Annotated in this window: 19 protein-coding genes and 2 tRNA genes; 4 read left to right on the top strand and 17 right to left on the bottom strand. The window is 65.1% G+C overall.

Annotated elements, in window-relative coordinates; translation table 11 throughout:
* The first annotated feature begins 3 nt into the window (after positions 1 to 3).
* Positions 4 to 822 carry an N-formylglutamate amidohydrolase gene (locus CH339_RS04140; protein WP_111433015.1) on the top strand — a complete coding sequence of 273 codons (819 nt, stop codon included), beginning with the start codon at positions 4 to 6 and terminating at the stop codon, positions 820 to 822.
* Positions 819 to 1,466 carry a cysteine hydrolase family protein gene (locus tag CH339_RS04135; RefSeq protein ID WP_111433014.1) on the top strand — a complete coding sequence of 216 codons (648 nt, stop codon included), beginning with the start codon at positions 819 to 821 and terminating at the stop codon, positions 1,464 to 1,466. Before CH339_RS04140 ends, CH339_RS04135 begins: the two co-directional genes overlap by 4 nt.
* A 237-nt stretch (positions 1,467 to 1,703) precedes the next feature.
* Here the strand turns inward: CH339_RS04135 and CH339_RS04130 are convergent, their stop codons facing one another.
* The 17 genes from CH339_RS04130 to CH339_RS04055 all read right to left on the bottom strand — a co-directional run bounded on the left by CH339_RS04130 (position 1,704) and on the right by CH339_RS04055 (position 24,094).
* A complete protein-coding gene (locus CH339_RS04130) occupies positions 1,704 to 3,533 on the bottom strand; it encodes a feruloyl-CoA synthase (protein ID WP_111433013.1) in 1,830 nt (609 codons plus the stop codon).
* A gap of 170 nt (positions 3,534 to 3,703) precedes the next feature.
* Entirely contained in the window at positions 3,704 to 4,909 is a 1,206-nt protein-coding gene (locus CH339_RS04125; RefSeq protein ID WP_111433012.1) for a thiolase family protein, read from the bottom strand.
* A 205-nt stretch (positions 4,910 to 5,114) separates the two neighbouring features.
* Entirely contained in the window at positions 5,115 to 5,390 is a 276-nt protein-coding gene (locus CH339_RS04120) for an HU family DNA-binding protein (RefSeq protein ID WP_111433011.1), read from the bottom strand.
* Positions 5,391 to 5,574: 184 nt separating this feature from the next.
* The gene (gene lon, locus CH339_RS04115; RefSeq protein ID WP_111433010.1) at positions 5,575 to 8,001 is read right to left on the bottom strand and encodes an endopeptidase La; all 2,427 of its coding nucleotides are present in this window, start codon (positions 7,999 to 8,001) and stop codon (positions 5,575 to 5,577) included.
* Positions 8,002 to 8,227: 226 nt separating this feature from the next.
* Entirely contained in the window at positions 8,228 to 9,490 is a 1,263-nt protein-coding gene (clpX, locus tag CH339_RS04110; RefSeq protein WP_111433009.1) for an ATP-dependent Clp protease ATP-binding subunit ClpX, read from the bottom strand.
* A gap of 330 nt (positions 9,491 to 9,820) precedes the next feature.
* Positions 9,821 to 10,462: an ATP-dependent Clp protease proteolytic subunit gene (locus tag CH339_RS04105; protein ID WP_111433008.1), complete on the bottom strand. Its 642-nt coding sequence runs from the start codon at positions 10,460 to 10,462 to the stop codon at positions 9,821 to 9,823.
* 220 nt (positions 10,463 to 10,682) lie between these two features.
* On the bottom strand, positions 10,683 to 12,035 hold the full coding sequence (gene tig, locus CH339_RS04100) for a trigger factor (protein ID WP_111433007.1): 1,353 nt from the start codon (positions 12,033 to 12,035) through the stop codon (positions 10,683 to 10,685).
* Positions 12,036 to 12,147: 112 nt separating this feature from the next.
* Positions 12,148 to 12,232: transfer RNA gene (locus tag CH339_RS04095), tRNA-Leu, on the bottom strand.
* 253 nt (positions 12,233 to 12,485) lie between these two features.
* Positions 12,486 to 12,629 (bottom strand): hypothetical protein, encoded by a 144-nt coding sequence (locus CH339_RS24570; protein ID WP_170138398.1) that lies wholly within the window; start codon positions 12,627 to 12,629, stop codon positions 12,486 to 12,488.
* Between the two features lie 151 nt (positions 12,630 to 12,780).
* Positions 12,781 to 14,259 (bottom strand): NAD(P)H-hydrate dehydratase, encoded by a 1,479-nt coding sequence (locus tag CH339_RS04090; RefSeq protein ID WP_184443294.1) that lies wholly within the window; start codon positions 14,257 to 14,259, stop codon positions 12,781 to 12,783.
* 212 nt (positions 14,260 to 14,471) lie between these two features.
* Positions 14,472 to 15,881, bottom strand: coding sequence for a type I glutamate--ammonia ligase (gene glnA, locus CH339_RS04085; protein ID WP_111433006.1), 1,410 nt, complete (start codon positions 15,879 to 15,881; stop codon positions 14,472 to 14,474).
* 106 nt (positions 15,882 to 15,987) lie between these two features.
* On the bottom strand, positions 15,988 to 16,326 hold the full coding sequence (locus CH339_RS04080) for a P-II family nitrogen regulator (RefSeq protein WP_111433063.1): 339 nt from the start codon (positions 16,324 to 16,326) through the stop codon (positions 15,988 to 15,990).
* Between the two features lie 551 nt (positions 16,327 to 16,877).
* On the bottom strand, positions 16,878 to 17,114 hold the full coding sequence (locus tag CH339_RS04075; RefSeq protein WP_111433005.1) for a hypothetical protein: 237 nt from the start codon (positions 17,112 to 17,114) through the stop codon (positions 16,878 to 16,880).
* 587 nt (positions 17,115 to 17,701) lie between these two features.
* Positions 17,702 to 20,617 carry a valine--tRNA ligase gene (locus CH339_RS04070; protein WP_111433004.1) on the bottom strand — a complete coding sequence of 972 codons (2,916 nt, stop codon included), beginning with the start codon at positions 20,615 to 20,617 and terminating at the stop codon, positions 17,702 to 17,704.
* Between the two features lie 210 nt (positions 20,618 to 20,827).
* Complete coding sequence (locus tag CH339_RS04065; protein WP_111433003.1) at positions 20,828 to 21,595, bottom strand: PopZ family protein; 768 nt, start codon at positions 21,593 to 21,595, stop codon at positions 20,828 to 20,830.
* Between the two features lie 179 nt (positions 21,596 to 21,774).
* On the bottom strand, positions 21,775 to 23,181 hold the full coding sequence (locus tag CH339_RS04060; protein WP_245408096.1) for a TolC family outer membrane protein: 1,407 nt from the start codon (positions 23,179 to 23,181) through the stop codon (positions 21,775 to 21,777).
* Between the two features lie 241 nt (positions 23,182 to 23,422).
* Positions 23,423 to 24,094: a protein-L-isoaspartate O-methyltransferase family protein gene (locus CH339_RS04055; protein ID WP_111433002.1), complete on the bottom strand. Its 672-nt coding sequence runs from the start codon at positions 24,092 to 24,094 to the stop codon at positions 23,423 to 23,425.
* A 322-nt stretch (positions 24,095 to 24,416) separates the two neighbouring features.
* On the opposite strand from CH339_RS04055, the gene CH339_RS04050 reads away from it, so the two are divergent.
* Both CH339_RS04050 and cbiB read left to right on the top strand, forming a co-directional pair.
* Positions 24,417 to 24,490 (top strand) — tRNA-Cys (locus CH339_RS04050).
* Between the two features lie 146 nt (positions 24,491 to 24,636).
* Positions 24,637 to 25,638 (top strand): adenosylcobinamide-phosphate synthase CbiB, encoded by a 1,002-nt coding sequence (cbiB, locus tag CH339_RS04045; RefSeq protein WP_111433001.1) that lies wholly within the window; start codon positions 24,637 to 24,639, stop codon positions 25,636 to 25,638.
* Positions 25,639 to 25,644 lie beyond the last annotated feature (6 nt).

Raw genomic sequence — 25,644 nt, 5'->3', positions numbered from 1 at the left:
CCGATGGGAGAAGCTTCGCGCAATGCCGGCGCGGTCGCCACCGCGCCCCTTCTCGGCCCTGACGAGCCGAGGCCCTTCGAGGTGGCCAATCCGACCGGCGCTTCGCCGGTGTTCCTGACCTGCGAGCACGCCGGGCGCCGTATCCCGCGCGCCCTCGGCGATCTCGGCATCGCGCGCCAAGAGATGGACCGGCACATCGCCTACGACATCGGCGCGGAGGACCTGGCGCGGCGGCTCTCGGCCCGGCTCGATGCCCCGCTCGTCCTGCAGCCCTACAGCCGCCTCGTCGTCGACTGCAACCGCCCGCCGGAAAGCCCGCAATGCGTGCCGGAGGTGAGCGACGGAACGGCCATCCCGGCCAACCGGGGCATCTCGCCCCTCGCCCACCGCCGGCGCGTGGAGGAGGTCCATACGCCCTTCCACGGCACGGTCGCGAGCCTCCTCGACGAACGGCGGGCCGCCGGACAGCCGGCCCTCCTCGTCGCCGTCCATTCCTTCACTGCCGAGCTTGCCGCCAAGCCCGAGCCGCGGCCCTGGCATGTCGGCCTTCTCTACAATCGCGACGACCGGCTGGCGCGGCACCTGATGGCGGGGCTCGACGTCCACGCCTCGGCGTACCTTTCCACCTTCAACGAGCCCTATACGGTCGAGGACGACAGCGACTTCACGATCCCCGTCCATGGCGAGAAGCGCGGCATCCCGCACGTCCTCCTGGAAGTGCGCAACGACGAGATCGCAACACCGAAGGGCCGCGAGACCTGGACGGAGGTCCTTGCCGCCGTCATCGACCACGTGCTTGCCAACCAGAAGGGACTCCTATGACCGCTGCCGAAGGCCTGACCCGCGAGGTCCCGCTCGTTGCCGCAGAGGCGGCGCTCCTCTTCATCGACGTCCAGAACTTCGCGGTGAAACGCGACGGCGCGGAGTTCAAGGACATCCCCGACGCGGAGATCGCGACCAAATACGCCTATTATTTCGAGCGCCTGAAGTCGCTCGCCATCCCCAACATGCAGAAGCTCCAGGCAGCGTTCCGCCAGGCCGGCATCGAGGTCCTCTATACGACCATCGAGAGCCTGACCAAGGACGGCCGCGACCGCAGCCTCGACTACAAGATCTCCGGCTTCAACGTCCCCAAGGGTTCCTGGGACGGCAAGGTCATCGACGAGCTCGAACCGACCGACGACGAGATCTGGCTGCCGAAGAGCTCGTCCTCCGTCTTCGTCTCCACCCACATCGACTACATCCTGCGCAATCTCGGCGTGAAGCAGCTCGTCATCGCCGGCCTAGTGACCGATCAGTGCGTGGAAAGCGCGATCCGCGACGCCTGCGACCTCGGCTATCTGGTGACGGAGGTGACCGACGCCTGCGCCACCTACACCCAGGAACGCCACGACTTCTCGCTGCGCGCCATCAAGGGCTATTGCCGCCAGGTGACGACCGAGGAGTTGATTGCGGAGATTTCGTGAGACGGCGCTGTCGCCGGGGTTCGAAAGGCGGTCCTCTGCGAAACCGCCCCATGGATTGCCGCGTCGGCCTGACGGCCTCCTCGCAATGACGTTGATAGGCCTCAGGAATCTCCGCCGTCATTGCGAGCGCAGCGAAGCAATCCAGTTCGGCTTTGCAGACCAATACTTTAGATAGTGCGAACACTCGGCCCAAGCCGTGAACGGCGTCGGAGGGCCGAGCGCCCCCACTCACCCGCCCTAGAGCCGCATCACCCGCGGATCATCCGAATAGAGCAACTCCACGAGGTCGGCGCGGTTGTCGATGGCCGCGCGCTGGTTGATGTAGCCCTTGTCGGTGATCTCGTTTTTGTCGATCGACGGCGGCGTCGTCATGATCAGCACCCGGGCGATGCGCAGGCTGGAGCCGGCATGGGTCTGGTTGTAATGGCCGATCCCGCGCCGCAGCTTGTCGCGCACCGCTTCGGCGACGACCAGTTCGTCGAGCGGGGTGCTCGGCTCCCGGCCAGAAAGCTTGGCACAGCCGGCAACGTTGGGAAAGACGAGGATGCCGACCTCGTCCCGGTCGTGGCCGGTGACGACGCAGTCCTGGATCACCGGCGCACCGGCGGCAATGGCGGCAACGCGGATGTTGCCGACGCTGACCCAGGAGCCCGACATCAGCTTGAAGTCCTCCGCGACCCGCCCGTCGAAGACGACGCCTGCTTCCGGATTATCCGGATCGGCCAGCCGGCCCGCATCGCCGATGCGATAAAACCCGTCGTCGTCGAAGGCCGCCTTGGTCAGGTCGTCGCGCAAATAGTAGCCGGGCGTCACCAGCGGCCCGCGCACACGCATTTCCAGCTTGTCGCCGTTCGGGGTGAATTTGAGGTCGACCCCCGGCAGCGGCAGACCGATCACCCCGGCCCGCTCGATCGGAAAATGGGCGTTGGTGACGGCCGGCGCCGTTTCGGTCGCGCCCCAGGACGAGGTCATCGGGATTTTCGAGCCGCGCGCGGCGACGGAGAGCTGTTCCAGCCGCTCCCAAAGATTCTGCGGCAGGGCGGCCGCCGCATAGAAGATGAGATCGAGCTCGGAGAAGAAATAGTCGCGCAGCCGCTCGTCCTCTTCCAGGTACGGCAGCACCATGTCGAAGCCGCGCGGCACGTTGAAATAGAGCGTCGGGGCGACGTCGCTGAGATTGGCGATGGTGCGGTCGATGAGGCCCGGCACCGGCTTGCCGTGGTCGATGAACAGCGTGCCGCCATTATAGAGCATCATGTTGAAGTTGTGATTGCCGCCGAAGGTATGGTGCCAGGGCAGCCAGTCGAGGATGACCGGCGGGCGCCGCTCCAGGAACGGCCAGACCTGCAGCATCATCTGCTGGTTGGAGACCATCATCCGGTGGGTGTTGATGACGCCCTTCGGCTGGCCGGTCGAGCCCGACGTAAAGAGGATTTTTGTTGGCGCGTCCGGCCCGGCGGACCGGTAGGCGGAATCGACGGCAGCGCCGGGCACGGCCTCCAGAAGCTCCGAGAAGTGCGTTGCCGGCCGCGCCTCGTTGGCGGCGATGACCAGTTCCACACCGGTCAGGTCGAGGCTCGACAGCGCCTTTTCAAAGCGCGCGCCGTCGGCGGCAAAGATCAGCTTCGGCCCGACCAGGTCATAGATATAGTTGAGCTTTTCGTGGTCCTCCGACATCAGCGAATAGGCCGGCGAGACCGGCGTTGCCGGAATGCCGGCATAGATCGATCCGAGCTGTAAGAGCCCGTTCTCGATGGAATTGTCGGAAAGCAGCATCACCGGCGTGTCGGCCGTGATGCCGCGGGCAAGGAGCGCGGCCGCAATCGCCCTGACGCTGTGCAGCGCCTCGGCATAACTCACCCGCCGCCAGGCGCCCTCGCCGTCCCGTTCGGCAAGGAAGGTGCGGTCCGGAACCCTTTCCGCCCAGTGGTGCAGGCAGGCGCAGACGTGGTCGGGATAGGAGGCGAGCGGCATCGGCGAGGACAACACGAAGCCGCCATCGGCAAGCTCGGTGCGCTCCACACGGGCGGGCGCGAATTCCAGGCTGCCGCGCTCAACGATTGCCATTCTTGGTCCCCTCGAATGCCCGATCGGCGCAACCTTCGGCGGCCGCCCCGATCAGCGTTGCGGGCAACTATGGCAAGCCGAACCGGCCCTGTGAAGGGGCTGGATACAATCGCCAGTGCACGACTCGCCGCCCGTTCAAAAAGGCCGAAAAGGCTGGCCGGACCGGCCAGTCAGCGGCTCTCGACCTTGAGGACGACGGCCATCGCCGTATCGCCGGCCGCGCAGCCCTCAAAGAGCCCGTAGCCGCCGCCCCGGATCACCAGTTCCTCAATCAGCTCGACGATGGAGCGGAGCCCCGTCGGCGCCTGGGGATGGCCCCAGATCAGCGACGAGCCGTAATTGTTCATGGTCGAAAGGTCGCAGCCGGTCTCGCGGGCAAAGACGATGTCGTTGACGGCAAAGGGGTTGTGAGACTTGATGGCCGCCATTTCGGAGATACCCAACCCTGCCTGGTCGAGCGCGCGCCGTGCGGCCGGAATGGTCGCCTCGGGCATATGGGCAAGCTCCGTGCGCGCCTGGCCGAAACCGAGAAGCGAAATCCGGATGGACGGATCGCGGGACAGCTCCCGCGCCCTCTCCGCACCGGCAACGACCACGGCAACGGAGCCGTCGGCCGGATGGGTCTGGCCGCCGAAGGTAACGGTGCCGCCGGGAACCACGGGCTTGAGGCGCGCAAGGCCTTCGGCCGTCGTCGCCGCGATCCCCTCGTCGCCGGCGATGGTCGTGGCGATTTTCTTGAAGTTCGGTGCCGGCACCTCGAACGGCAGCGTCATGTAACGGCGCTGGAAGGCCCGGTCGTCGGCGGTCGCCATCGCGTATTGCTCGTGGCGGCGGAGCACGACTTCATGCTGCTCCTCCGTTGAAATCCCGTGCTTTTTCGCAACGTTCTCTGCGGTCGTCACCATGGCGTGGCCACCGAGCGGATCGCAGCCGAAATTGTCCATGACCCAGTCTTCCGAGGCCCCGGTGCCGCCGGGCCCCCGCGGGTTGGGATAGTAAAGGTGTGGGCCGTTGGAGGTCCGATCGCAGGTGGCGATGAGGCTGACGCCGGCCATGCCTGAACCGATCTCCAGGGCGCCGGCAAGCAGTGCCCGTGCGCCGGTGGCGCAGGCCTGCATGACGGTCGGGCCGCCCACATGGCCGGCGCCGATCAGCCCCATGAACCAGGGCGCGCCGTAGAAGGAATGGTGCTGCGGCACGCTGATGCCCAGCACCGCATGGTCGAAGACGCCGGGATCGATCTCGCGCCGCGCCAGCTCCTGCCGCGTCACATGGGCGCCGAATTCGACGCTGTTGAGGGACGCGAACGCTCCCTGCCACTTGGCGAACGGCGTCGACCAGTAAAGGCCGTAGGGAATTTCCGCGAGCGCTGTCACCGGCGCGTCTCCTCAAATCGATCAGTCAACGGCAATCGGCCGCCACTGTGCCGAGGCCCGCAACACAACGCAACCGGCTGAGCAGAGACTGCGCCACGCCCCCCAAAAGAAAACGGGCCGCCCCGATCGGAACGGCCCGTTTTCCCGGTGCAAGGACCCGGCTCCGCAGCGGCCCTCAGGGCCGCGCGGATCGGGCGCCAACGGTTCAGCCGTTGACGGAATCCTTGAGGCCCTTGCCGGCCTTGAACTTCGGCGTCTTGGACGCCGGAATCTTGATGGTCTCGCCCGTGCGCGGGTTGCGGCCTTCGGTGGCGGCACGCTGGGTCACGGAGAAATTGCCGAAACCGATGATGCGGACCTCGTCGCCCTTCTTCAGGGCATCGGTCACCGCAGCAAAGGTCGCATCGACGGCTTCGCCGGCAGCGGCCTTCGTCAGCCCCGTGCGCTCGGCAACGTCGGCGATGAGTTCGTTCTTGTTCATCAGAAATCCTTTCGTGTCTTGCGGGCGTGCCTGATTCGCCGCTTGCCCGCCAAGGTTCATACTTCTGGGGAAAAGCCGACGAAAGCAAGGCTGTTTCTCGCAGAAATCTGCGGTTTTTCACCATTTTCGATAAAAAACCCCCGGCCGGACGGCCGGGGGCACGTGGGTGTTGCAGCTTTGTCGCTTAATGGGCGGTTAAAGCGGCGCTGTCGTCGTCGGAAACGGCAGGATTCTGCTCCTCGTCCGCCGCGTCCCATTCGATCGGTTCGAGCTCGCCGGCAAGGGCGTTGGCCAGCACCTCGTCCATGCGACCGACCGGGATGATCTCCAGCGCGTTCTTCACGTTGTCCGGGATCTCGGTCAGGTCCTTGGCGTTCTCATCCGGGATCAGCACTGTCTTGATGCCGCCGCGCAGGGCCGCAAGGAGCTTCTCCTTCAGGCCGCCGATCGGCAGCACCCGGCCGCGCAGGGTGATCTCGCCGGTCATGGCAACGCTCTTCTTGACCGGAACCCCGGTCATCACCGAGACGATCGCGGTGACCATGGCAACGCCGGCCGACGGGCCGTCCTTCGGTGTCGCGCCTTCCGGCACGTGGACGTGGATGTCGCGCCGGTCGAAGAGGCTCGGCTTGATGCCGAAATCGACCGAACGCGAGCGCACATAGGACGCCGCCGCCGAGATCGATTCCTTCATCACGTCGCGCAAATTGCCGGTCACGGTCATCTTGCCCTTGCCGGGCATGTCGACGCCTTCGATCGTCAGGAGCTCGCCGCCGACCTCGGTCCAGGCAAGGCCGGTGACGACACCGACCCGATCCTCGTCCTCGGCCTCGCCGTAGCGGTAGCGCGGCGCACCGAGATACTCCTCGAGTTTCTTCGGCGTCACCTTGATGCTCTTCTTCCTCGACGTCAGCAGCTCCTTGATCGCCTTGCGCGACAGGGTCGCGATCTCGCGTTCCAGGTTCCGCACGCCGGCCTCGCGGGTGTAACGCCGGATCAGGGTCTTCAGCGCGGCTTCCGTGATGGAGAACTCGTCGTCGGCAAGGCCATGATCCTTCTGCGTCTTCGGCATCAGGTGGCGCTTGGCGATCTCGACCTTCTCGTCCTCGGTGTAGCCGGCGATGCGGATGATCTCCATGCGGTCCATCAGCGGCGCCGGGATGTTGAGGGTGTTGGCCGTGGTCACGAACATCACGTTTGAGAGGTCGTATTCGACCTCCAGATAGTGGTCCATGAACGAGGAGTTCTGCTCCGGATCGAGCACCTCAAGCAGCGCCGACGACGGATCGCCGCGGAAGTCCATGCCCATCTTGTCGATCTCGTCCAAGAGGAACAGCGGGTTGGACTTCTTGGCCTTTTTCATCGACTGGATGACCTTGCCGGGCATCGAGCCGATATAGGTCCGCCGGTGGCCGCGGATTTCCGCCTCGTCGCGCACGCCGCCAAGCGACATGCGCACGAACTCGCGGCCCGTGGCCCGCGCGATCGACTTGCCGAGCGAGGTCTTGCCGACGCCCGGAGGACCGACCAGGCACAGGATCGGCCCCTTCAGCTTGTTGGCCCGGCTCTGCACCGCCAGGTACTCGATGATCCGCTCCTTGACCTTTTCCAGGCCGTAGTGGTCGGTGTCGAGGACCTCCTCGGCATAGCCGAGGTCGTTCTTGACCTTGGAGCTGCGCGACCACGGAATGCCGAGCAGCCAGTCGAGGTAGTTGCGCACTACCGTCGCCTCGGCCGACATCGGGCTCATCTGGCGCAGCTTCTTGATCTCGCCGAGGGCCTTTTCCTTGGCTTCCTTGGTCAGCTTGGTCTTGGCGATCTTGTCTTCCAGTTCCTGGATCTCGTCGCGCCCGTCCTCCGAGTCGCCGAGTTCCTTCTGGATCGCCTTCATCTGCTCGTTGAGGTAATACTCGCGCTGGGTCTTCTCCATCTGGCGCTTGACCCGGCTGCGGATGCGCTTTTCGACCTGCAGCACGGAGATCTCGCTCTCCATCAGGCCGAGGATACGCTCCAGCCGGCCGCCGACGGAGACGATCGACAGGATTTCCTGCTTCTCCGGGATCTTGATGGCCAGGTGCGAGGCGACGGTGTCGGCGAGCTTGGAATAGTCGTCGATCTGGCCGATGGCGCCGAGCACCTCCGGTGACACCTTTTTGTTCAGTTTGACGTAGTTTTCGAACTCGTTGACCACGGAACGGGCAAGCGCCTCGGCCTCCACCTCGTCGCCCTCGTCCTCCGGCAGCACCTGGATGCGCGCCTCGAACAGGTCGTCGCGGTCGCTGAATTCGACGATCTCTGCCCGGTCGCCGCCTTCCACCAGCACCTTCACGGTACCGTCCGGCAGCTTCAGGAGCTGCAACACGGTGGCCAGCGTGCCGACCTCGTAGATCTGGTCGGTCGACGGGTCGTCGTCGGAGCTATTCTTCTGCGTGGCAAGGAGAATCTGGGTGTCGCCCTGCATCACTTCCTCAAGGGCGCGGATCGATTTCTCGCGGCCAACGAAGAGCGGGACGATCATGTGCGGGAATACGACGATGTCGCGCAGCGGCAGAACCGGGAACACGTTCTCGTCTTGCTTCTTTTCCGGAGAGCTCGAATCAATGGCGGACATCGGATCATCCTTTTCCTGAACGGTGACGAACGTTGCACGAGACGTGCCAACAGTCCGCGCACCCGCGGCAATGTAAGCGGTGTCGGGAGGAAATCGGCAGGCACCAGATGCCCCGGTACGGGCGCATCCGGCGTCTCCGGCACTGCCGCTTGTTCGTATTAGGTGGCGCTCGGCCCTATGGGTGTCAAGGCACGTGAACGGCGATGCCTCGACCTATCCCCGAAAGTTACGCGGACGTGGCGGAATTCTCCGCACGATCCTCGTAAATGTAGAGCGGGCGCGCCTTGCCGTCGACGACCTCGGCGGCAATCACGACTTCCTTGACGCCCTCAAGGCTCGGCAGCTCGAACATGGTGTCGAGGAGAATCGTCTCCATGATGGAGCGCAGGCCGCGGGCGCCGGTCTTGCGCTCGATCGCCTTGCGGGCGATCGCGCGAAGCGCCTCTTCCTGGAAGGTCAGCTCGACCGACTCCATCTCGAACAGCCGCTGGTACTGCTTGACCAGCGCGTTCTTCGGCTCCGAAAGGATCTCCACCAGGGCGGCCTCGTCGAGGTCCTCCAGCGTGGCGATGACCGGCAGGCGGCCGACGAATTCCGGAATGAGGCCGAACTTCAGAAGGTCTTCCGGCTCCACGCCGCGGAACAGCTCGCCCGTCCTGCGGTCTTCCGGCGCCAGCACCTGGGCCTTGAAGCCGATGGAGGTGGACCGGCCGCGGTCGGAGATGATCTTTTCAAGGCCGGCGAAGGCACCGCCGACGATGAACAGGATATTGGTGGTGTCGACCTGCAGGAATTCCTGCTGCGGGTGCTTGCGGCCGCCCTGCGGGGGAACGCTGGCCACCGTGCCTTCCATGATTTTCAGAAGCGCCTGCTGCACGCCCTCGCCCGACACGTCGCGGGTGATCGAGGGGTTGTCGGACTTGCGGCTGATCTTGTCGACCTCGTCGATATAGACGATGCCGCGCTGGGCCCGCTCGACATTGTAGTCGGCCGACTGCAGCAGCTTCAGGATGATGTTCTCGACATCCTCGCCGACATAGCCGGCCTCGGTCAGGGTCGTCGCATCGGCCATGGTGAACGGCACGTCGAGGATGCGCGCCAGCGTCTGGGCGAGCAGCGTCTTGCCGCAGCCGGTCGGGCCGATCAGCAGGATGTTGGACTTCGCCAGCTCCACGTCGTTGTTCTTGGACGCGTGGTTGAGGCGCTTGTAGTGATTGTGCACGGCAACCGACAGCACCTTCTTGGCATGGCTCTGGCCGATCACATAATCGTTCAGGACCGTCGCGATCTCGTCCGGACTCGGGATGCCGTCGCGCGACTTCACCAGCGAGGTCTTGTTCTCCTCGCGAATGATGTCCATGCACAGCTCCACGCATTCATCGCAGATGAAAACCGTCGGACCCGCGATCAGCTTGCGCACCTCATGCTGGCTCTTTCCGCAGAAAGAACAGTAGAGCGTGTTCTTGTTGTCGCCGCTGACCTTGCTCATTCAATCATCCTCACGTCGTGGGAAGGCAATGCGCCTTCCTTGTCGGAATGGAGGGCCGGACCGGGAGGCGATCCTGCTCCTTTCGTGCCATCCCACACGTCTTCGAACGTCCGCCGTCGTCGAACGCATGATGCGATGACATCATGTTAGACGGCCAACACTCAAGAGAAACTTAATGGCCCTTACGCTAAAGAATAGAGGCCTGCGGCACAACATCCGAGATTTTCCGTAAGGTGCGCCCGCAAGGGCACACCCGCTTTCGGCAATCCCGGCCCGGTACGCCGCCATTTCCGGGCCCCTGCAACGCCGTCCCGGCCGGCCGCCGGGCGATCAGCTTTCCGCACCGCCGGATATCATATCGCGGTCGGAAATCACCTGGTCGACGATGCCGAACTCCTGCGCCTTCTCCGCCGTCATGAAATTGTCGCGCTCCAGCGCCGCCTCGATCTTGTCGAGCTCCTGGCCGGTGTGCTTGCCGTAGATCTCGTTGAGGCGCTTCTTCAGCGCCAGGATCTCCTGGGCGTGCAGCATGATATCGCTGGCCTGGCCGCGGAAGCCGCCGGACGGCTGGTGCACCATGATGCGGGCGTTGGGCAGCGCAAAGCGCATGTCCTTCTCGCCGGCCGCCAGCAGGAGCGAACCCATCGAGGCGGCCTGGCCGAAGCACAGGGTCGAGACCGCCGGGCGGATGAACTGCATGGTGTCGTAGATGGCAAGGCCGGACGAGACGATGCCGCCGGGCGAATTGATGTAGAGCGCGATTTCCTTTTTCGGGTTTTCCGATTCCAGGAACAGGAGCTGGGCGCAAACCAGCGTCGCCACCGTGTCCTCGATCGGACCGGTGATGAAAATGATGCGCTCCTTCAAAAGGCGCGAGAAAATGTCGTAGGCCCGCTCGCCGCGGTTGGTCTGCTCGACCACCATGGGGACCAGGGAATTGACGGTGTAATCGACGGGGTCGCGGTCGGCCATAAACAGTCCTTGTCGTCGTCGCGGCGGGGCGGTCCCCCGCCTTGCGCGGTGCGATCGGGGATGCCCCGATTCGGATCGGTGTCTGGTCCTATTTAGTCAAACCCCGTCCGATAAAAAAGCGTCATTCGACCGCCGTGGTTAGCGGCCCGGCCGCGCGGCACCGGGAACGCCCGCAAAGAGCGCCCGGGCGAAAGCCGTTCGGGCGCCCTGCCGATGGCGGTCACTTCTTGGCGTCGTCCTCGTCCTCGGCAAAGAGCTCGTCCTTGGTGACGGTCTTTTCCTCGACCTCGGCGAGCTCCAGCAGATAGTCGATGACCTTGTCCTCGTAGATCGGCGCCCTGAGGCTGGCCATCGCGGTCGGGTTCTGCTGGTAGTACTCCACGACCTGCTTTTCCTGGCCCGGAAACTGGCTGACCTTCTCGTAGAGGGCCCGCTGCATTTCCTCTTCGGTGACCTTGATCTCGTTGCGCTCGCCGATTTCCGACAGCACCAGACCGAGGCGGACGCGGCGTTCCGCGATGGTCATATACTCCTCGCGCGCCTTTTCCTCGGTGGTGTCCTCGTCCTCGAAGCTGTGCTTGGCCTGGGCCATGTTGTCGGTGAGCTGGTTCCAGATCTGCTCGAACTCGCTCTCGAGCAGCGTCGGCGGCAGCTCGAACTTGTGCAGCGCGTCGAGCTTGTCGAGGAGCTGGCGCTTGACCTTCTGGCGGCTTTCGCCGGCGAACTCGTTCTCGATCTGCTGCTTGACGGTCTCGTTGAGCTTGTCCATCGACTCAATGCCGAAGCGCGAGGCGAAGGCATCGTCGAGCACGACCTCTTCCGGCGCCGCCACTTCCTTGATGACGATGTCGAATTCGGTTTCCTTGCCGGCCAGATGCTCGGCCGGATATTCCTCGGGGAAGGTCACCTTGATGGTCTTTTCGTCGCCCACCTTGGCGCCGACGATCTGCTCCTCGAAGCCCGGAATGAAGCGGCCGGAGCCGAGCACGATCTGCCCGTTCTCGTCGCTGCCGCCCTCGAAGGCCTCGCCGTCGAGCTTGCCGACATAGGACATGGTGACCCGGTCGCCGTCCTCCGCGCTGGCACCCTCTTCGCGCGGCGCGAAGGTCTGGTTGCCTTCCGCGATCTGGCGGACCCGGGCCTCGACCTCCTCGTCGGTGACCTCGGCCACCGGGCGCTCGATGTTGATCGACTTGAAGTCGCCGAGTTCGAACTCCGGCAGCACCTCGTACTTGATCTTGAAGGTCAGGTCGCCGTCGCCCTTCAGGACGTTGTCGAGGGTCTCGTTCTCCACGTCGACATCCGGCTGGAAGGCCGGCTTCTCGTCCTTGCCGTCGATGGAGGAGCGAATGGTTTCGGTGATCGTCTCGTTGACGATCTCCTTCATGGCCTCGGTGCCATAGACGCGCTTCAGATGGGCGAGCGGAACCTTGCCGGGCCGAAATCCCGGCAGCCGGACGCGGTCCTTCAGGTCGTCCAGGTATTTGACAAGACGGCTGTCCAGTTCGTCGGCGGGAACGACGACGGAAAGCTCCCGCTTCAGCCCCTCGTTCAGGGTCTCGTTGATCTGCATTACGTGCTCTATCCTTGCGTATCGCGCGTCTGAATGTTCGCCGAACCGCCCGACCGGCCCATGGGGCCGTGGGGTTCGCTCGGGAGCAGCTTGGGGGTACCGGCGGACAGCTTGGTGCGGGCGGAGGGATTTGAACCCCCACGGCTTGCGCCACCAGGACCTAAACCTGGCGTGTCTACCAATTCCACCACGCCCGCAACGGGCGCCCGAACCGACCGAAGCCGAGGCGCCGCCTCTATATCACCCGATGTTCGGCCATCAAAGGAAAAACGGCGCTTTTCCATCAGAAAAGGGCCGCAGGGCAGCCGCGCGGCGCACGGCAGCGGGGCTCCTGGGGCGCCAGTTCGAACGCAAAGCGTTCGCAAGCCCGAACGGGCGCCGGCCGGCCGGCCGCCCTTGTCGGAGCGGTGAGCGAAGCGAACCCGCGTGAGATCCAAAAAATACCGCGGTTCAGATCTTGGCCAGCGCCCAGATGACACCTGTGGTGGCAACCGCGAACCAGACAAGGGTCATCGGCAGCCGGTCGACGTCGAAACCCGCCTCGTAGAACAGCACCGCGCCGATGGCGACGGCGATCGCTGCAAAGAATTTCATGGTCCTCGCGCCTCCCGTTCGAAAACGGAACACTCCGTTGATGATGGGCCAGAAGCTGCAATGCCCGCGCCATCGACGGCGCTGGTCGCGGCCGGCTTCACCAAAGGACAAACGAAGCGTTGACGGGATTTTCGAAAGGTGCGGTAGCCGCTTAATCGGCGAGGCCGAGAAGGTCGGCGAACACCGCCGGAAGCGCCGGGGCAAGGTCCTCCGCGATCATGCCGGGACCGAAGCGCGAGGCCGCTTTTCCGTGCATCCAGACCGCCATGGCCGCCGCCTCGAAGGGCGGCATCTTCTGGGCAAGAAGCCCGGCAACGATGCCGGTGAGCACGTCCCCGGAGCCGGCAGTCGCCAGCCACGGCGGCGCGTTGGCGTTGATCGCGACACGCCCGTCCGGCGCGGCAATGACCGTATCGGGACCTTTGAGGACGACAACGGCGCCGCTCCTGGCCGCCGCGACGCGCGCCCTGTCCGGTTTCGAGACACCGCAAGCACCTCGGTCGCCGCCTCCCAGGTCCGGAAAAAGCCGGGAAAACTCGCCCTCGTGCGGCGTCATCGCCACGCCCGGCCCGGAGTGTCCCGCAATGGCACCGAAGAGGCCTTGTGGCTCATTCCGGTATGCCGTCAGCGCGTCGGCATCGAGCACCACGGCCCGCGTACCGACGAGGCAGGCGCCAACGAGGTCTTTGGTCCCGGACCCTGTCCCGATGCCCGGACCGATGGCAACGGCGTTAAGCCGGGCGTCGGACAGCAGCTCCGCGAGCCCCTGCGCGCCGCGGAAGGATTTGACCATCACGGCCGTCAGGTGCGCGGCGTTGACGAGCACGGCGCTCGGCGGCGAGGCGAGCGAGACGAGCCCCGCCCCTGCCCTCAGCGCCGCCATCGCCGCAAGCCGTGCGGCCCCCGTGGCGGATGCCGGCCCGGAGACGACGACGGCATGGCCGCGCGCATATTTGTGGCCCTCGGCGACCGGCGGATGCCAGCGATCGCGCCACAGCGCCGGCTCGTTGGCAAAGGTTTTTGGGCCGATCTCACCGAGGACGCTAGAAGGAATGCCGATGTCGTGGACGTCGACGGGTCCGCAAAGCCCGCGTCCGGGATAGAGCAGATGCCCGGGCTTCTTGCGGAAGAAGGTGACGGTGGCGTCGGCGCGGATGGCGGCGCCCTCGGCCAGCCCGGTCTCGCCGGAGACCCCGCTCGGCAGGTCGACGGCAAGGACGGCGGCCGGATCGGCATTGACGGCTTCGATCAACACGCCGGCGGCCCCCGTCACCGGCCGGGCGAGCCCGGCCCCGAACAGGGCGTCGATGACGAGGTCGTGGCCGGTGACGCAAGCCGGCGTCGCCGCACCGACCGCGCCGCCCCAGGCCGCCGCGGCAAGCGCCGCATCGCCCTTGAGTTTGGCCGCATCGCCGAGCTGGCAGACAGTGACGGCGCAGCCGCGCCCGGCCAGCAGCCGCGCCACGACATAACCGTCGCCGCCATTGTTGCCGGGACCTGCAAGGACGAGGACGCGGCGGGCGTCCGCGAAGCGGTTGCTGACGGTCTCTGCGATCGCCTGTCCCGCCGCCTCCATCAGCGCGATGCCGGGCGTTCCGGCGTCGATCGCCGCCGCATCGGCCCGTCCCATCTCCTCCGGCGTCAACAGCTCGATCACGGCACGGCCCTTCCCTCACCCAAAAACAAGCGCCGCCATTGTCGGAGGCACCGCCTGACTGTCAAGGCAGGTGCCAGCCGGACTGGTCGGACAAAAAAACAAAAAAATGGGCCGGAGCGCTTGCGCTCCGGCCCGGCTTTCCCCTCTGACGGCGACAGTCGTTGCTGTCGCCGGAAATGCGATGCTTAGACCGAGTAGTAGAGGTCGAACTCGATCGGATGCGGGGTCATCTCGTAGGCGAGGACCTCTTCCATCTTCAGTTCGACATAGGCATCGATCTGGTCGTCGTCGAAGACGCCGCCGGCCTTCAGGAACTCGCGGTCGGCATCGAGGCACTCGATGGCTTCGCGCAGGCTGCCGCAGACGGTCGGAATGTTCTTCAGCTCCTCCGGCGGCAGGTCGTAGAGGTTCTTGTCCATGGCATCGCCCGGATGGATCTTGTTCTTGATGCCATCGAGGCCGGCCATCAGCATGGCGGCAAAGGCGAGATACGGGTTGGCGGCCGGATCCGGGAAGCGAACCTCGACGCGCTTGGCCTTCGGCGAGGTCGCAAACGGAATCCGGCAGGAGGCCGAGCGGTTGCGGGCCGAATAAGCCAGAAGCACCGGCGCCTCATAGCCCGGGACCAGACGCTTGTAGGAGTTGGTCGACGGGTTGGTGAAGCCGTTCAGGGCCTTGGCATGCTTCAGGATGCCGCCGATGTAGAACAGGCATTCCTCGGACAGGTCGGCATACTGGTTGCCGGCGAACACCGGGGCGCCGTCCTTCCAGATCGACTGGTGGCAGTGCATGCCCGTGCCGTTGTCGCCGAACACCGGCTTCGGCATGAAGGTCGCGGTCTTGCCGTAGGCATGGGCGACCTGATGCACGACGTATTTGTACATCTGCATCTTGTCGGCGTTCATGGTCAGGGTATCGAACATGATGCCGAGCTCGTGCTGGGCGGCGCCGACCTCGTGATGGTGCTTTTCGGTCTTGATGCCCATGTCGGCCATCACCGAGATCATCTCGGAGCGCATGTCCTGGGCCGAGTCGACCGGCGGCACCGGGAAGTAGCCACCCTTGGTGCGCGGACGGTGGCCGAGGTTGCCGGCGTCGTATTCGGTGCCGGAATTGATCGGCAGCTCGCCGGAATCGATGATGAAGCCGGTGTCGTAGGGATCGCGGGAGAAGCGGACGTCGTCGAAGACGAAGAACTCGGCTTCCGGACCGAAGAAGACGGTATCGCCGATGCCGGTCGACTTCAGGTAGGCCTCGGCCTTCTTGGCCGTGGAGCGCGGATCGCGATTGTAGTCCTCGCCGGTGGACGGCTCCAGAATGTCGCAGAAGATGGCGAGCGTCGACTGGCCGAAGAACGGATCCATGTGCGCGGTCGTCGGATCCGGCATCAGGCACATGTCGGACTCGTTGATGGCCTTCCAGCCGGCGATCGACGACCCGTCGAACATGGTACCGTCGGCGAACATGTCCTCGTCGACGATGCCGACGTCCATGGTCAGGTGCTGCATCTTGCCGCGCGGATCGGAGAACCGCAGGTCAACAAATTTAATGTCTTCGTCCTTGATCTTCTTAAGGACGTCGCTGGCAGTGCTCATCTGCTACATTCCTTCACGTGTTGGATTGGTCTTGTCTGGTCCCGTGCGAAAATTGTCGGCCGGGACCGGTCAGTTGAGAAAGCAGGCGGGGTGCGCGAGCGGTATCCTAGACCGCTTCGAGGCCGGTTTCACCTGTTCTGATGCGGATAGCCTGTTCGACCTGCGAGACGAAAATCTTGCCGTCGCCGATCCGCCCGGTCTGGGCGGCGCTGCGAATGGCTTCGACGGCCTTGTCCACCAGATCGTCGGCAAGGACGATCTCCACCTTCACCTTCGGCAAAAAGTCGACCACATATTCCGCGCCCCGGTAGAGCTCGGTGTGACCCTTCTGCCGGCCAAACCCCTTGGCCTCGATTACCGTGATGCCCTGCAGGCCGACATCCTGCAGCGCTTCCTTCACCTCGTCGAGCTTGAAGGGCTTGATAATTGCTTCGATCTTCTTCATCGCCTCCGCCTTTTCCCACATCCCTTAATCGTCGCCGCGGCCGTGAGTGGGGAAACCCCGGCGCGATCGCCCCCGTCCTAGCACGCGGCATGCCAATTCGAAAAACCGCGCCCAGGTAAAAAACATCCGGCAAACCGCCGCTTTGAGCGGCGTCCCGGCGCCCGATGGAGCACTGCTGATGGCCAAATTTGTTGCAGTTGCCGAATTGTTAGTCAAACCCGTTCCGCCGGTCGGGGAAAACCGGCGCAGGACGGGTCGCAGGAGCAATCGCCAGGACCCGGATTGAGTATCTTAGTTGCTCGACTGAACTGGTCTGCGGCGAAACGCCCGACCGCAAAAGGAAACGATGCAATGGAGAAACGGGCAGGCGTCCTGATTGCCGGACTGTTCGTGTTAGCACGGCCGAGGCCCGCCGCCGAACCGGCTCGGCGCCGGGCCTGTCTTCGCCGTTTGCTTTAGTCCGTCCCTAAAACGCGGAACCGGCTCGCACAGCTCGCCGGCTATGTGGGCACGGTCGGGAACGACTGCACGCAGCCGATGACCATCTTGCCTCAGTTGTTCTCCGGATCGGTCTCGGCTTGAAAAGCCATAACGGTGGCTTTGACGAGGCCGTAAAGGCTCGGAACACCGACCAGGGTACCCAGAACGATCGTCGGCACCATCCCCAGCCCGAAGAGGCTAGAGATCGACCAAACCACGGCCGCACCGGCAGCGGCGATCTCGGAGGCCAGGAAGACAGCGACGGAGATGAAGCCCAACAGGCTCCAGAAATTAATGACACGTTTCATTGGAAATCCCCTGCACCCACGCGGGCGCGATGAGAACGGCAGCCATACAGACGGCCGACCAGGCAGGCGCGCAGCGCATTCGGCGCGCCATTTGTCTTTCCGATGATGTCGGATCTTCAGGCGAACAGCGGCGGCGCTCTCGCCCGGTGAACGGAGGAAGTGGCGGAAAAGCGGGGCTTTTCGGGACGTGCGGGCGCACGCCTCGGTTTCGACACCTGAGTCGACCGAAGGAAGGATCCGACGGGAAGCGCTACCGCGCTTCCCAAGCCGTTTTCGCTTGCCGCATCCTTGTCGCGGGACAGTGAGCCGACATGAGTGACGGCCTCCCGGAGGATCGCAGAAACGTCATGCGATCCTTGCTGGGCAAGATTGGCTTCGTCGAGGGCCGATATATTCGGCGGAGAGTAGCAGGCATCCACCCCTAGCCAGAAAACGGCCAAGAGCAGGAAGCAGGCGCGCTCGAATGGGACCGACTTCACTGAAGACTGTTCCGCAGAGTATCGCCGATTTCTACAACGGATCAGGGTGTTTGGCGAGATGGATTATCTGGCTTGCCCGCGCATTTTGAAGAATGGCATTGACCTGGACTAAGCCCCGAGACGGCCCCGCGCCTCGACCATCTTGGCGCGAAGCTGGACGAACTCCTCGCGCTTTTCGCGCTCGCCCTCGACCACCTCTTCCGGCGCCTTGGCCAGGAACTGCTCGTTGCCGAGCTTCTTGTCGATGCGGGTGATGTCGCCGTCGATCTTCTTCAGTTCCTTGTCCAGCCGGGCCCGCTCCGCATCGAGATCGACGACGCCGGCAAGCGGCAGACAGATCGTCGCAGCCCCGATGACGATCTGGGCGGATTCCGCCGGCGCCGTGTCGGCAAATGCCAGGTCGTCGACCCGGGCAAGCCGCTCGATCGCCGGCAGTTGGGTGTCGAACCGGGCCTTGAGCGCCTCATCCGCCCCGAGCACCACGAGCGGCGTGCGGGCACCGGCCGGCACGTTCATCTCCGCACGGACCGAGCGCACGGCCGAGATCACCTCGACCAGCCAGTTGAGTTCGTCTGCCGCATCGGTGTCGGCAAAGTCGAGCTCCGGCCAGGCCGTGTGGATCAACATGCCCTCGCGGGCCGGACCGTCCTCGCCGGTGCGCTGCCACAGCTCTTCCGTCACGAACGGCATGAACGGGTGCAGGAGTTGGAGGATGCGGTCGATCGCCCAGGCAGCGGTTGCCCGCACCTCGTCCTTGGCCGCCCCGTCGGGGCCGGTCAGGATCGGCTTGGCCAGTTCCAGGTACCAGTCGCAGAAGGTGTTCCAGACGAAGCGGTAGAGCGAGCCGGCCGCCTCGTTGAACTTGTAGGTCTCAAGCCCGTCGCGGACGGCGGCGGCGCAGCGCGCCGTCTCCGTCGCGATCCAGCGATTGACCGGCTCCTTGGCCGTCGCCGGATCGAAGCCGGCAACCCGGACGCAGCCGTTCATCTCGGCAAAGCGGGTGGCGTTCCACAGCTTGGTCGCGAAGTTGCGATAGCCGGCGACCCGTGTCGGCGCCAGCTTGATGTCGCGGCCCTGCGCGGCCATCGCGGCCAGCGTGAAGCGCAGGGCGTCGGCGCCGTATTCGTCGATCAGCTCCAGGGGATCGATGACGTTGCCCTTCGACTTCGACATCTTCTGGCCCTTCTCGTCGCGGACCAGGGCGTGGATGTAGACGGTGTGGAAGGGTTCTTCATCCATAAAGTGAAGACCCATCATCATCATCCTGGCAACCCAGAAGAAAATGATGTCGAAGGCAGTGATCAGAACGTCCGTCTGGTAGTAGCGCTGCAGCTCCGGCGTCTGGTCCGGCCAGCCGAGCGTGGAGAACGGCCAGAGCGCAGAGGAGAACCAGGTGTCGAGGACATCGGGATCTCTCCAATATGGATATGAGATCGGATCCGTACTGCCCGGCACATATTTTTTTGCAGTCTCCCGCAAGACCTGTTCTGCTTCAGATGGAGACGAAACCTCTATCCATTCGATCTTCCGATCACCGAAAGTCTGAGCAAACATTTTGTCCGCAGTCGACAGCGCATCCGCTTCGGTTTGTTCCACAAAAAAAACGGGATCGTGCGGGAAAAATAACAGCTTCCCGTTATCAATGCGGGGCGCAGGAGCGTACCAGGCCGGGATCTGGTGCCCCCACCAGAGCTGGCGCGAGATGCACCAGGGCTGGATGTTCTCCATCCACTCGAAATAGGTCTTTTCCCAGGTCTTTGGGACGAACGCCGTGCGCCCTTCGCGGACCGAGGCGATGGCGGGCTTGGCCAGCGTCGCCGCATCCACATACCACTGGTCCGTCAGATACGGCTCGATCGGCACGCCGCCGCGGTCGCCATGCGGGACCATGTGCGTGTGGTCCTCGATGTGGTCGAGCAGCCCGGCAGCATCCATGCGCTCCACGATGACCTTGCGCGCCTCGAAGCGGTCGACGCCATGAAGCTTCAGCGTCTCGGCAAGCTCGGCGCTCTCTTCCAGGCTGGCAAGGAAATCGCCATTGCCGTCGAGCACCAGGTTGGCCTCGATGTCGAGAATGTTGATCTGCGGCAGGTCGTGGCGCTTGCCGACCTCGAAGTCGTTGAAGTCGTGGGCGGGCGTGATCTTGACCGCGCCGGAACCGGCCTCCGGGTCGGCATGGTGGTCGCCAACGATCGGGATGCGCCGGCCGGTGAGCGGCAGGACGACGTTCTTGCCGATCAGGTCCTTGTAGCGCGGATCTTCCGGATGGACCGCAACGGCCGTGTCGCCGAGCATGGTCTCCGGACGCGTCGTCGCGACGACGATGTAGTCGCGGGTCTCGAACGCGGTCGGCGTTCCTTCCTCGTCCCAGGCGACCGGCGCCTCGTAGGTCGCGCCGCCCTCCAGCGGATAGCGCAGGTGCCAGAGATGGCCCTTCATCTCGACCTGCTGGACTTCCAGGTCCGAGATCGCCGTGTGCAGCTTCGGGTCCCAGTTGACCAGCCGCTTGTCCTTGTAGATGAGGTCGTCCTTGTGGAGCGCCACGAACACCTTGAGGACGGCCTTCGACAGGCCCTCGTCCATGGTGAAGCGCTCGCGGCTCCAGTCGCAGGAGGCGCCGAGGCGCTTGAGCTGGTTGATGATGGTGCCGCCGGAATGGGCCTTCCACTCCCAGATCCGCTCCACGAACGTTTCGCGCCCGAGAGTGCGTCGGTCCGGCTCCTGGCGCTCGGCGAGCTGGCGCTCGACGACCATCTGGGTGGCGATGCCGGCATGGTCGGTGCCCGGCTGCCACAGCACGTCCTTGCCGCGCATGCGCTCGAAGCGGATCAGCACGTCCTGCAGGGTGTTGTTGAGGGCGTGGCCCATATGCAGCGAGCCGGTGACGTTCGGCGGCGGGATGACGATGCAATAGGTGTCGTCGCCGCCCCGCGGTCCGGCGCCGGCGCGAAAGGCGCCGGTGTCTTCCCAGAGGTCGTAGATGCGCGACTCGATCGAGGCCGCGTCATAAGTTTTGTCGAGCATGAAATCCGGTCCGCGAAGAAGGTCCCTTGCCGCAAGGCCCTGACAGCGCCGCAAGGCACTGGCATTGCTGCACGGCGCTGGTAAAGCGAATGGGCGGGGCGAAGTCAACCGCCCCACCCATGCGTTCGCGTCGCGGCAGGCCCCGGCGCGGCGAAACGGACGGCAAATCCCCGACGGACGCGACCGTCCGCCGGCGGCGAATGCCTCGGATCAGCGGCCGCGCGAGACTCGTTCGATCTCCTGGCGCACGAGGCGTTCGACCAGCGCCGGCAAATTGTCGTCGAGCCAGGTCTTCAGCATCGGCCGCAGCATCTCGCCGACGAGATCCTCCAGCGTGCGGGCGTTGTTGGACAGGATCGTGTGGGCGAGATTGCCGAAGGCGGCTGAAACCGCCGCATCGGAGGTCGGCGACAGCAGCGGCTCGTCCGGCGCCTCGGCGCGCGCGGCCGAGGCAAGAGCCGCGAGATCCGGCTGCGGTTGCGGCTCCGGTTCAGGTTCGGGCTCAGGTTCCGGCTCGGCTTCTGCCTCCGGCTCTTCCGCTGCCTCGAACTCGGCGAATTCCACATCGAAGCCGCCGTCGTCCGTCTCCACCAGGTCCTCGGTCAGGTCGAGGACATCGGTCTCCGGCTCCGGCTCGGGTTCCGGCTCAGGCTCAGGCTCCGGTTCGGGCTCAGGCTCCGGTTCGGGTGCTGTCGGCGCGTCGAACAGGGCATCGAGATCGTCCTGGGAAAGCTCGGTGTCCGGCTCCGGCTCGGGTTCCGGCTCAGGCTCCGGTTCCGGAGCAGGCGTATCGAACAGGGCGTCCAGGTCGTCCTGGGACAGGTCGGCATCAGGCTCCAGATCGGGCTCCGGCGGCGATGCCTCGGCAACGGCAGCATCGCCGGGCGCAGGAGCGCTCTCGTCGTCGGAAATGATCCGGCGTATCGACGCCAGGATCTCCTCCATCGACGGCTCTTGGTCCTGATTGACTTTGGCCATTTGCCCGCTTGCTCCCGCGCTACTCTTTCCACTTACCCACCGATGCTTTCGGCGATTCGGTCAACCCACACTATAGACGCCGCACCGGCGGTAAGGAATCCCGCCGGCCGGACGGCCCACATGTATTCACCGGAATTCTTTGTTGTGGAAAAGCGCGCTTTGCGGGCCCCGCGACAGGCTCAGCGACCGTCCGGAGTGCGCAGGCCGAACCACTTGTCCTCGACCTTTTCGAAGTGCGCCTCGGGGTTGTAGGCCGTGACCTGAAGCCCGAGGCTTTCCGCCTTGAGGCGGCCGACCGTGGACAGCAGCGCATAGGCGGCGACCACCTTGTTGCGCTCCGCCGTGACCAGCGACACGCGGGCGTTGATCAGCTCGCGCTGGGCGTCGAGCACGTCGAGCGTCGTGCGCTGGCCGACCTTCTGCTCCTCGATGACGCCGTCAAGGGCGAGCTGGTTGGCGGCGACCGCTGCCCGCCCGGCGACGATGGAGGCCATGGCGGCCTGCAACTGGCCCCAGGAGGCGACGATGTTGGCCTGCACCAGATCGCGGTTGACGTCGAGCTGGATGCGGGCAACGCCGAGCTCTTCCTTGGCCTGGCGCACCCGCGCCGAGACGCCGCCGCCCTGGTAGAGCGGCACCCGGATGCGGCCGTAGATGGAGGCGGTATCGACGCGGCCGTCGAAGCTCGACGACGGCTGCCACTGGCGGCTGAGATTGCCTTCCAGCGTCATCGTCGGCAGCATTTCCGCCTCGACCACCTTCACCGCATAGAGCGCGGCGTCGATGTTCATCTCGCTGGCGCGGATCGCCGGGTGTTCCGCGCGGCCGATCTGCAGCGCGCCGTCGACCGATTTCGGCAGCGTGCCGTAGACCTTGGTGCGGCCGACGAGCCGCTGCGGCTTGATGCCGATGATCTGCTGGAACACCGCCCGGCTGGTCGTCAAATTGGCGCGCGCAAGGTTCAGCTCCGAACGGGCGCTGGCGGCGCGGGCCTGTGCCTGGGAGACGTCGGTGCGGGTGCCCTCGCCAACCTCGAAGCGGTCGCGCGAGGCGCCGACCTGCTCGTCGAGGAATTCCAGGTCGCGCTCGCGAAGCTGCACGATGGCGCCGTCGCGGATAACGTCCATATAGGCGGTGACCGCGTCGAGCAGCACCTGCTGCTCGGTGTTCTTCAGGGACTCGCGCTGGGCGAGAACCGACGCCTCGGCCTGCTTGATGCTGTTGCGGGTCCGGAAGCCCTGGAAGATCGGCTGCACGATCTGCAGCGCCACGGTCGAGGGATTGTAGTGCGAGGAATAGTGCGGCAGGCCGTTGCCCGGCGACGTCGACCAGCTCGACACATGGCCGTGTTCCAGCGATGCGGTCGCCGTCGGCCGACCCGTCGACTTGGCGATCGGCACGCCCTCGTCGGTGACCCGGAGCTGGGCCCTTGCCTGGTTCAATGTCGGGTTATTGTTGTAGGCCTCTGCCAGCGCCTGCATCAAGGTCTGGGCGCGCGCGCCCTGGCCGACGGAAAGGGCGACGGCAAGGGCGAGAAGCAATGTCAGGGTGGCCGTTTTTACGCGCAACACGGAAGCGAACCTCACGCAGACTCATTCAGCCGGGGCAAAAGCACCGCCTCCTGCCCCTTCGTCTGTCACTGGGGGATACAATAATGAAAAGCCGCAGTACCCGAAACAGGCACCTTAAGGGCATCTTAAGAAATCGTCAGGTGTGCGGCTAAAGCGCAACAGGTCGATTCGCCACAGACCGCAACCGGGCGCCCCGCCCCCGATATCGATAGGCCGAGTGTCCGGGACAACCGCAAGAAATCGCGATTACACCGTACTAGAACGTGAATTCCGGCTCTTTCTCGAAGCCCGGCAGCGACCGCAACGCCAGATTGAACCCGAGCCGTCCGCTGACCTCGTCGTCGGAGCGGGTGTAGACGATCGCCTTGCCGGCAAGGCCGTGGCCCTCCACGGCAACAAGGCGCCCGTCGTCCTTCAACTGGTCGAGCAATCCGTCGGGCAGCTTGTCCACGGCGCCGTCGACCAGGATAACGTCATAGGGTCCCTCGCCCGGCCACCCGGCCTGGAGCGGCCCGACGACGACGGCCGCATTGTCGATGCCGAGTTCGTCCAGCGTCTTGCCGGCTTCCTTGGCCAGTTCCTCGTCGCATTCCAGCGCCACCACGGCACTGACCATCTTCGCCAGAACGGCAGCGCCATAGCCGCCGCCGGCGCCGACCAGAAGCGCGACGTCGTCGGCCTCGGGCGCAACGAGCTGCACCAGCCGGGCGAACGGCGCCGGCCGCGTCAGGTAGCGCGCCGGCTCGCCGGCATCGGCGTCCTTCAAAAGCAGGTCTTCGTCGATATAGGCGAGCGAGCGCTGGGCCGCCGGCACGAAATCCTCGCGCGGCACCTCGCCCATCGCCGCCAGCACCCCGTAATGGGTGACGTTGCTGGTGCGAAGCTGGCTGTCGACCATCTTCCTGCGCGCTGTGGTGAAATCGACCATCTGGGGTCTCCGCCGCTTGCCGGAGCCGCCGGCGGTGCCGGTGACGTCCCTCGCCTCAACCGATCGTCCGGAGGAAAAGATGCCGCAGCGCCCCGTTCCGGCGATCCGGCCGTCGCCGGCCGTGCCCGATTGATTAGCCCCGCCAACGGCCGCTGGCAAGAAGAAGCCGCAATCCCGCCGGCCTCGATGCCGCCCGGCCATTTGCCGCATCGGCCGCGAAGGGTCCGTTTCTTCACCTTGTGAGTTTTTGCGATTGAGGTCGGACACAAGCTTTGATAATGACGCTGCTACCATTGCTGTTTCACGAACGTGTGAACGCGACGGCCACGTGGCGGAGTGGTGACGCAGCGGACTGCAAATCCGTATACCCCGGTTCGATTCCGGGCGTGGCCTCCAATTTTCCTTTCCGGTTTTCCAAAGCCTTTGCCGATTGTCCGGCGCCGTCGCGGCGCGCGTCCGGACTGCGGGTTTTTCCGCTTTTGCCAGGCGCGCCGATGCACTAACGAAGGGCGAAATCCTGCAAAGCCGGCCCCAGGACCTCCATGTTTCCCGAAACGCTCGCAGCCCTTCTTCTCGCCCTCATTGTCGATGCGCTTGTTGGCGATCCGGATCCGGTGTGGCGCCGCCTGCCCCACCCCGTGGTGCTGTTCGGACACCTGATCGACGTCCTCGACCGCAAGCTCAATCTGGAAGACGCCGCCGACGGCCGCCGGCGCGGCGGCGGCGTCCTTGCCGTCCTCGTTCTCCTCTGCGTCGCCGCAGGCATCGGCATCGCCCTGCAGATGGGGTTGTCCCGCCTGCCTTTCGGCGATTTCGCCATCGGCCTCCTCGCCTCGATCCTGATCGCCCAGCGCGGGCTCTACGAGCACGTCGCCATTGTCCGCGACGCGCTGTTGGCCGACGGGCTCAAGGGCGGCCGCGAGGCGGTCGCCAAGGTGGTCGGCCGCGATCCCGACCGGCTGAACGAATCGGGCATCGTGCGTGCGGCGACCGAATCGCTGGCGGAAAATTTCTCCGACGCCGTGGTGGCGCCGGCCTTCTGGTTCGCGATTTTCGGCCTGCCCGGCCTCCTTGCCTATAAGGCGCTCAACACGGCCGATTCCATGATCGGCCACCGCAACGCCCGCTATTCGGAGTTCGGCTGGGCCGCGGCCCGGCTCGACGATACCGCCAACCTCGTGCCGGCCCGGCTCTCCGCCCTCGTCATCGCCGGTGCAGCCTTGCTCGCCGACCGCGCGGCCGCGAAAAAGGCGCTCCGCACCGCGCTCCGCGATGCCAGGAAACACCGCTCGCCGAACGCCGGATGGCCGGAGGCCGCCTTTGCCGGCGCCCTCGACATCGCGCTTGCCGGCCCGCGCGTCTATGCCGGCGTCGTCATCGACGACGACTTCGTCAACGACAGCGGCAAGAAGGAACTGGCGGATGGCGACCTCAACCGGGCCCTGGGGCTTTTTGCCGCCGCCAGCGTCTTCCACGCCGGCATCTATGCGGTGCTGATGATCGGCGCCCTTGCCCTCGGCGCGACGGTGCTCATCGCGCCCTGAGGCGAC

Origin of the sequence: Rhodobium orientis, from assembly GCF_003258835.1 — a bacterium.
GTDB lineage: Bacteria > Pseudomonadota > Alphaproteobacteria > Rhizobiales > Rhodobiaceae > Rhodobium > Rhodobium orientis.
The sequence above is the reverse complement of the archived record's forward strand: the minus strand, read 5'-3'. Positions and strand labels throughout refer to the sequence as shown.

Excerpts from the sequence above, each read along its gene's own strand:
- CH339_RS04140 (WP_111433015.1), top strand. The coding sequence starts at position 4 with ATGGGAGAAGCTTCGCGCAATGCCGGCGCGGTCGCCACCGCGCCCCTT.
- CH339_RS04135 (WP_111433014.1), top strand. The coding sequence starts at position 819 with ATGACCGCTGCCGAAGGCCTGACCCGCGAGGTCCCGCTCGTTGCCGCA.
- CH339_RS04130 (WP_111433013.1), bottom strand. The coding sequence starts at position 3,533 with ATGGCAATCGTTGAGCGCGGCAGCCTGGAATTCGCGCCCGCCCGTGTG.
- CH339_RS04120 (WP_111433011.1), bottom strand. The coding sequence starts at position 5,390 with ATGAACAAGAACGAACTCATCGCCGACGTTGCCGAGCGCACGGGGCTG.
- lon (WP_111433010.1), bottom strand. The coding sequence starts at position 8,001 with ATGTCCGCCATTGATTCGAGCTCTCCGGAAAAGAAGCAAGACGAGAAC.
- clpX (WP_111433009.1), bottom strand. The coding sequence starts at position 9,490 with ATGAGCAAGGTCAGCGGCGACAACAAGAACACGCTCTACTGTTCTTTC.
- CH339_RS04105 (WP_111433008.1), bottom strand. The coding sequence starts at position 10,462 with ATGGCCGACCGCGACCCCGTCGATTACACCGTCAATTCCCTGGTCCCC.
- tig (WP_111433007.1), bottom strand. The coding sequence starts at position 12,035 with ATGCAGATCAACGAGACCCTGAACGAGGGGCTGAAGCGGGAGCTTTCC.
- CH339_RS24570 (WP_170138398.1), bottom strand. The coding sequence starts at position 12,629 with ATGAAATTCTTTGCAGCGATCGCCGTCGCCATCGGCGCGGTGCTGTTC.
- CH339_RS04090 (WP_184443294.1), bottom strand. The coding sequence starts at position 14,259 with ATGGGACGGGCCGATGCGGCGGCGATCGACGCCGGAACGCCCGGCATC.
- glnA (WP_111433006.1), bottom strand. The coding sequence starts at position 15,881 with ATGAGCACTGCCAGCGACGTCCTTAAGAAGATCAAGGACGAAGACATT.
- CH339_RS04080 (WP_111433063.1), bottom strand. The coding sequence starts at position 16,326 with ATGAAGAAGATCGAAGCAATTATCAAGCCCTTCAAGCTCGACGAGGTG.
- CH339_RS04075 (WP_111433005.1), bottom strand. The coding sequence starts at position 17,114 with ATGAAACGTGTCATTAATTTCTGGAGCCTGTTGGGCTTCATCTCCGTC.
- CH339_RS04070 (WP_111433004.1), bottom strand. The coding sequence starts at position 20,617 with ATGCTCGACAAAACTTATGACGCGGCCTCGATCGAGTCGCGCATCTAC.
- CH339_RS04065 (WP_111433003.1), bottom strand. The coding sequence starts at position 21,595 with ATGGCCAAAGTCAATCAGGACCAAGAGCCGTCGATGGAGGAGATCCTG.
- CH339_RS04055 (WP_111433002.1), bottom strand. The coding sequence starts at position 24,094 with ATGGTCGATTTCACCACAGCGCGCAGGAAGATGGTCGACAGCCAGCTT.
- cbiB (WP_111433001.1), top strand. The coding sequence starts at position 24,637 with ATGTTTCCCGAAACGCTCGCAGCCCTTCTTCTCGCCCTCATTGTCGAT.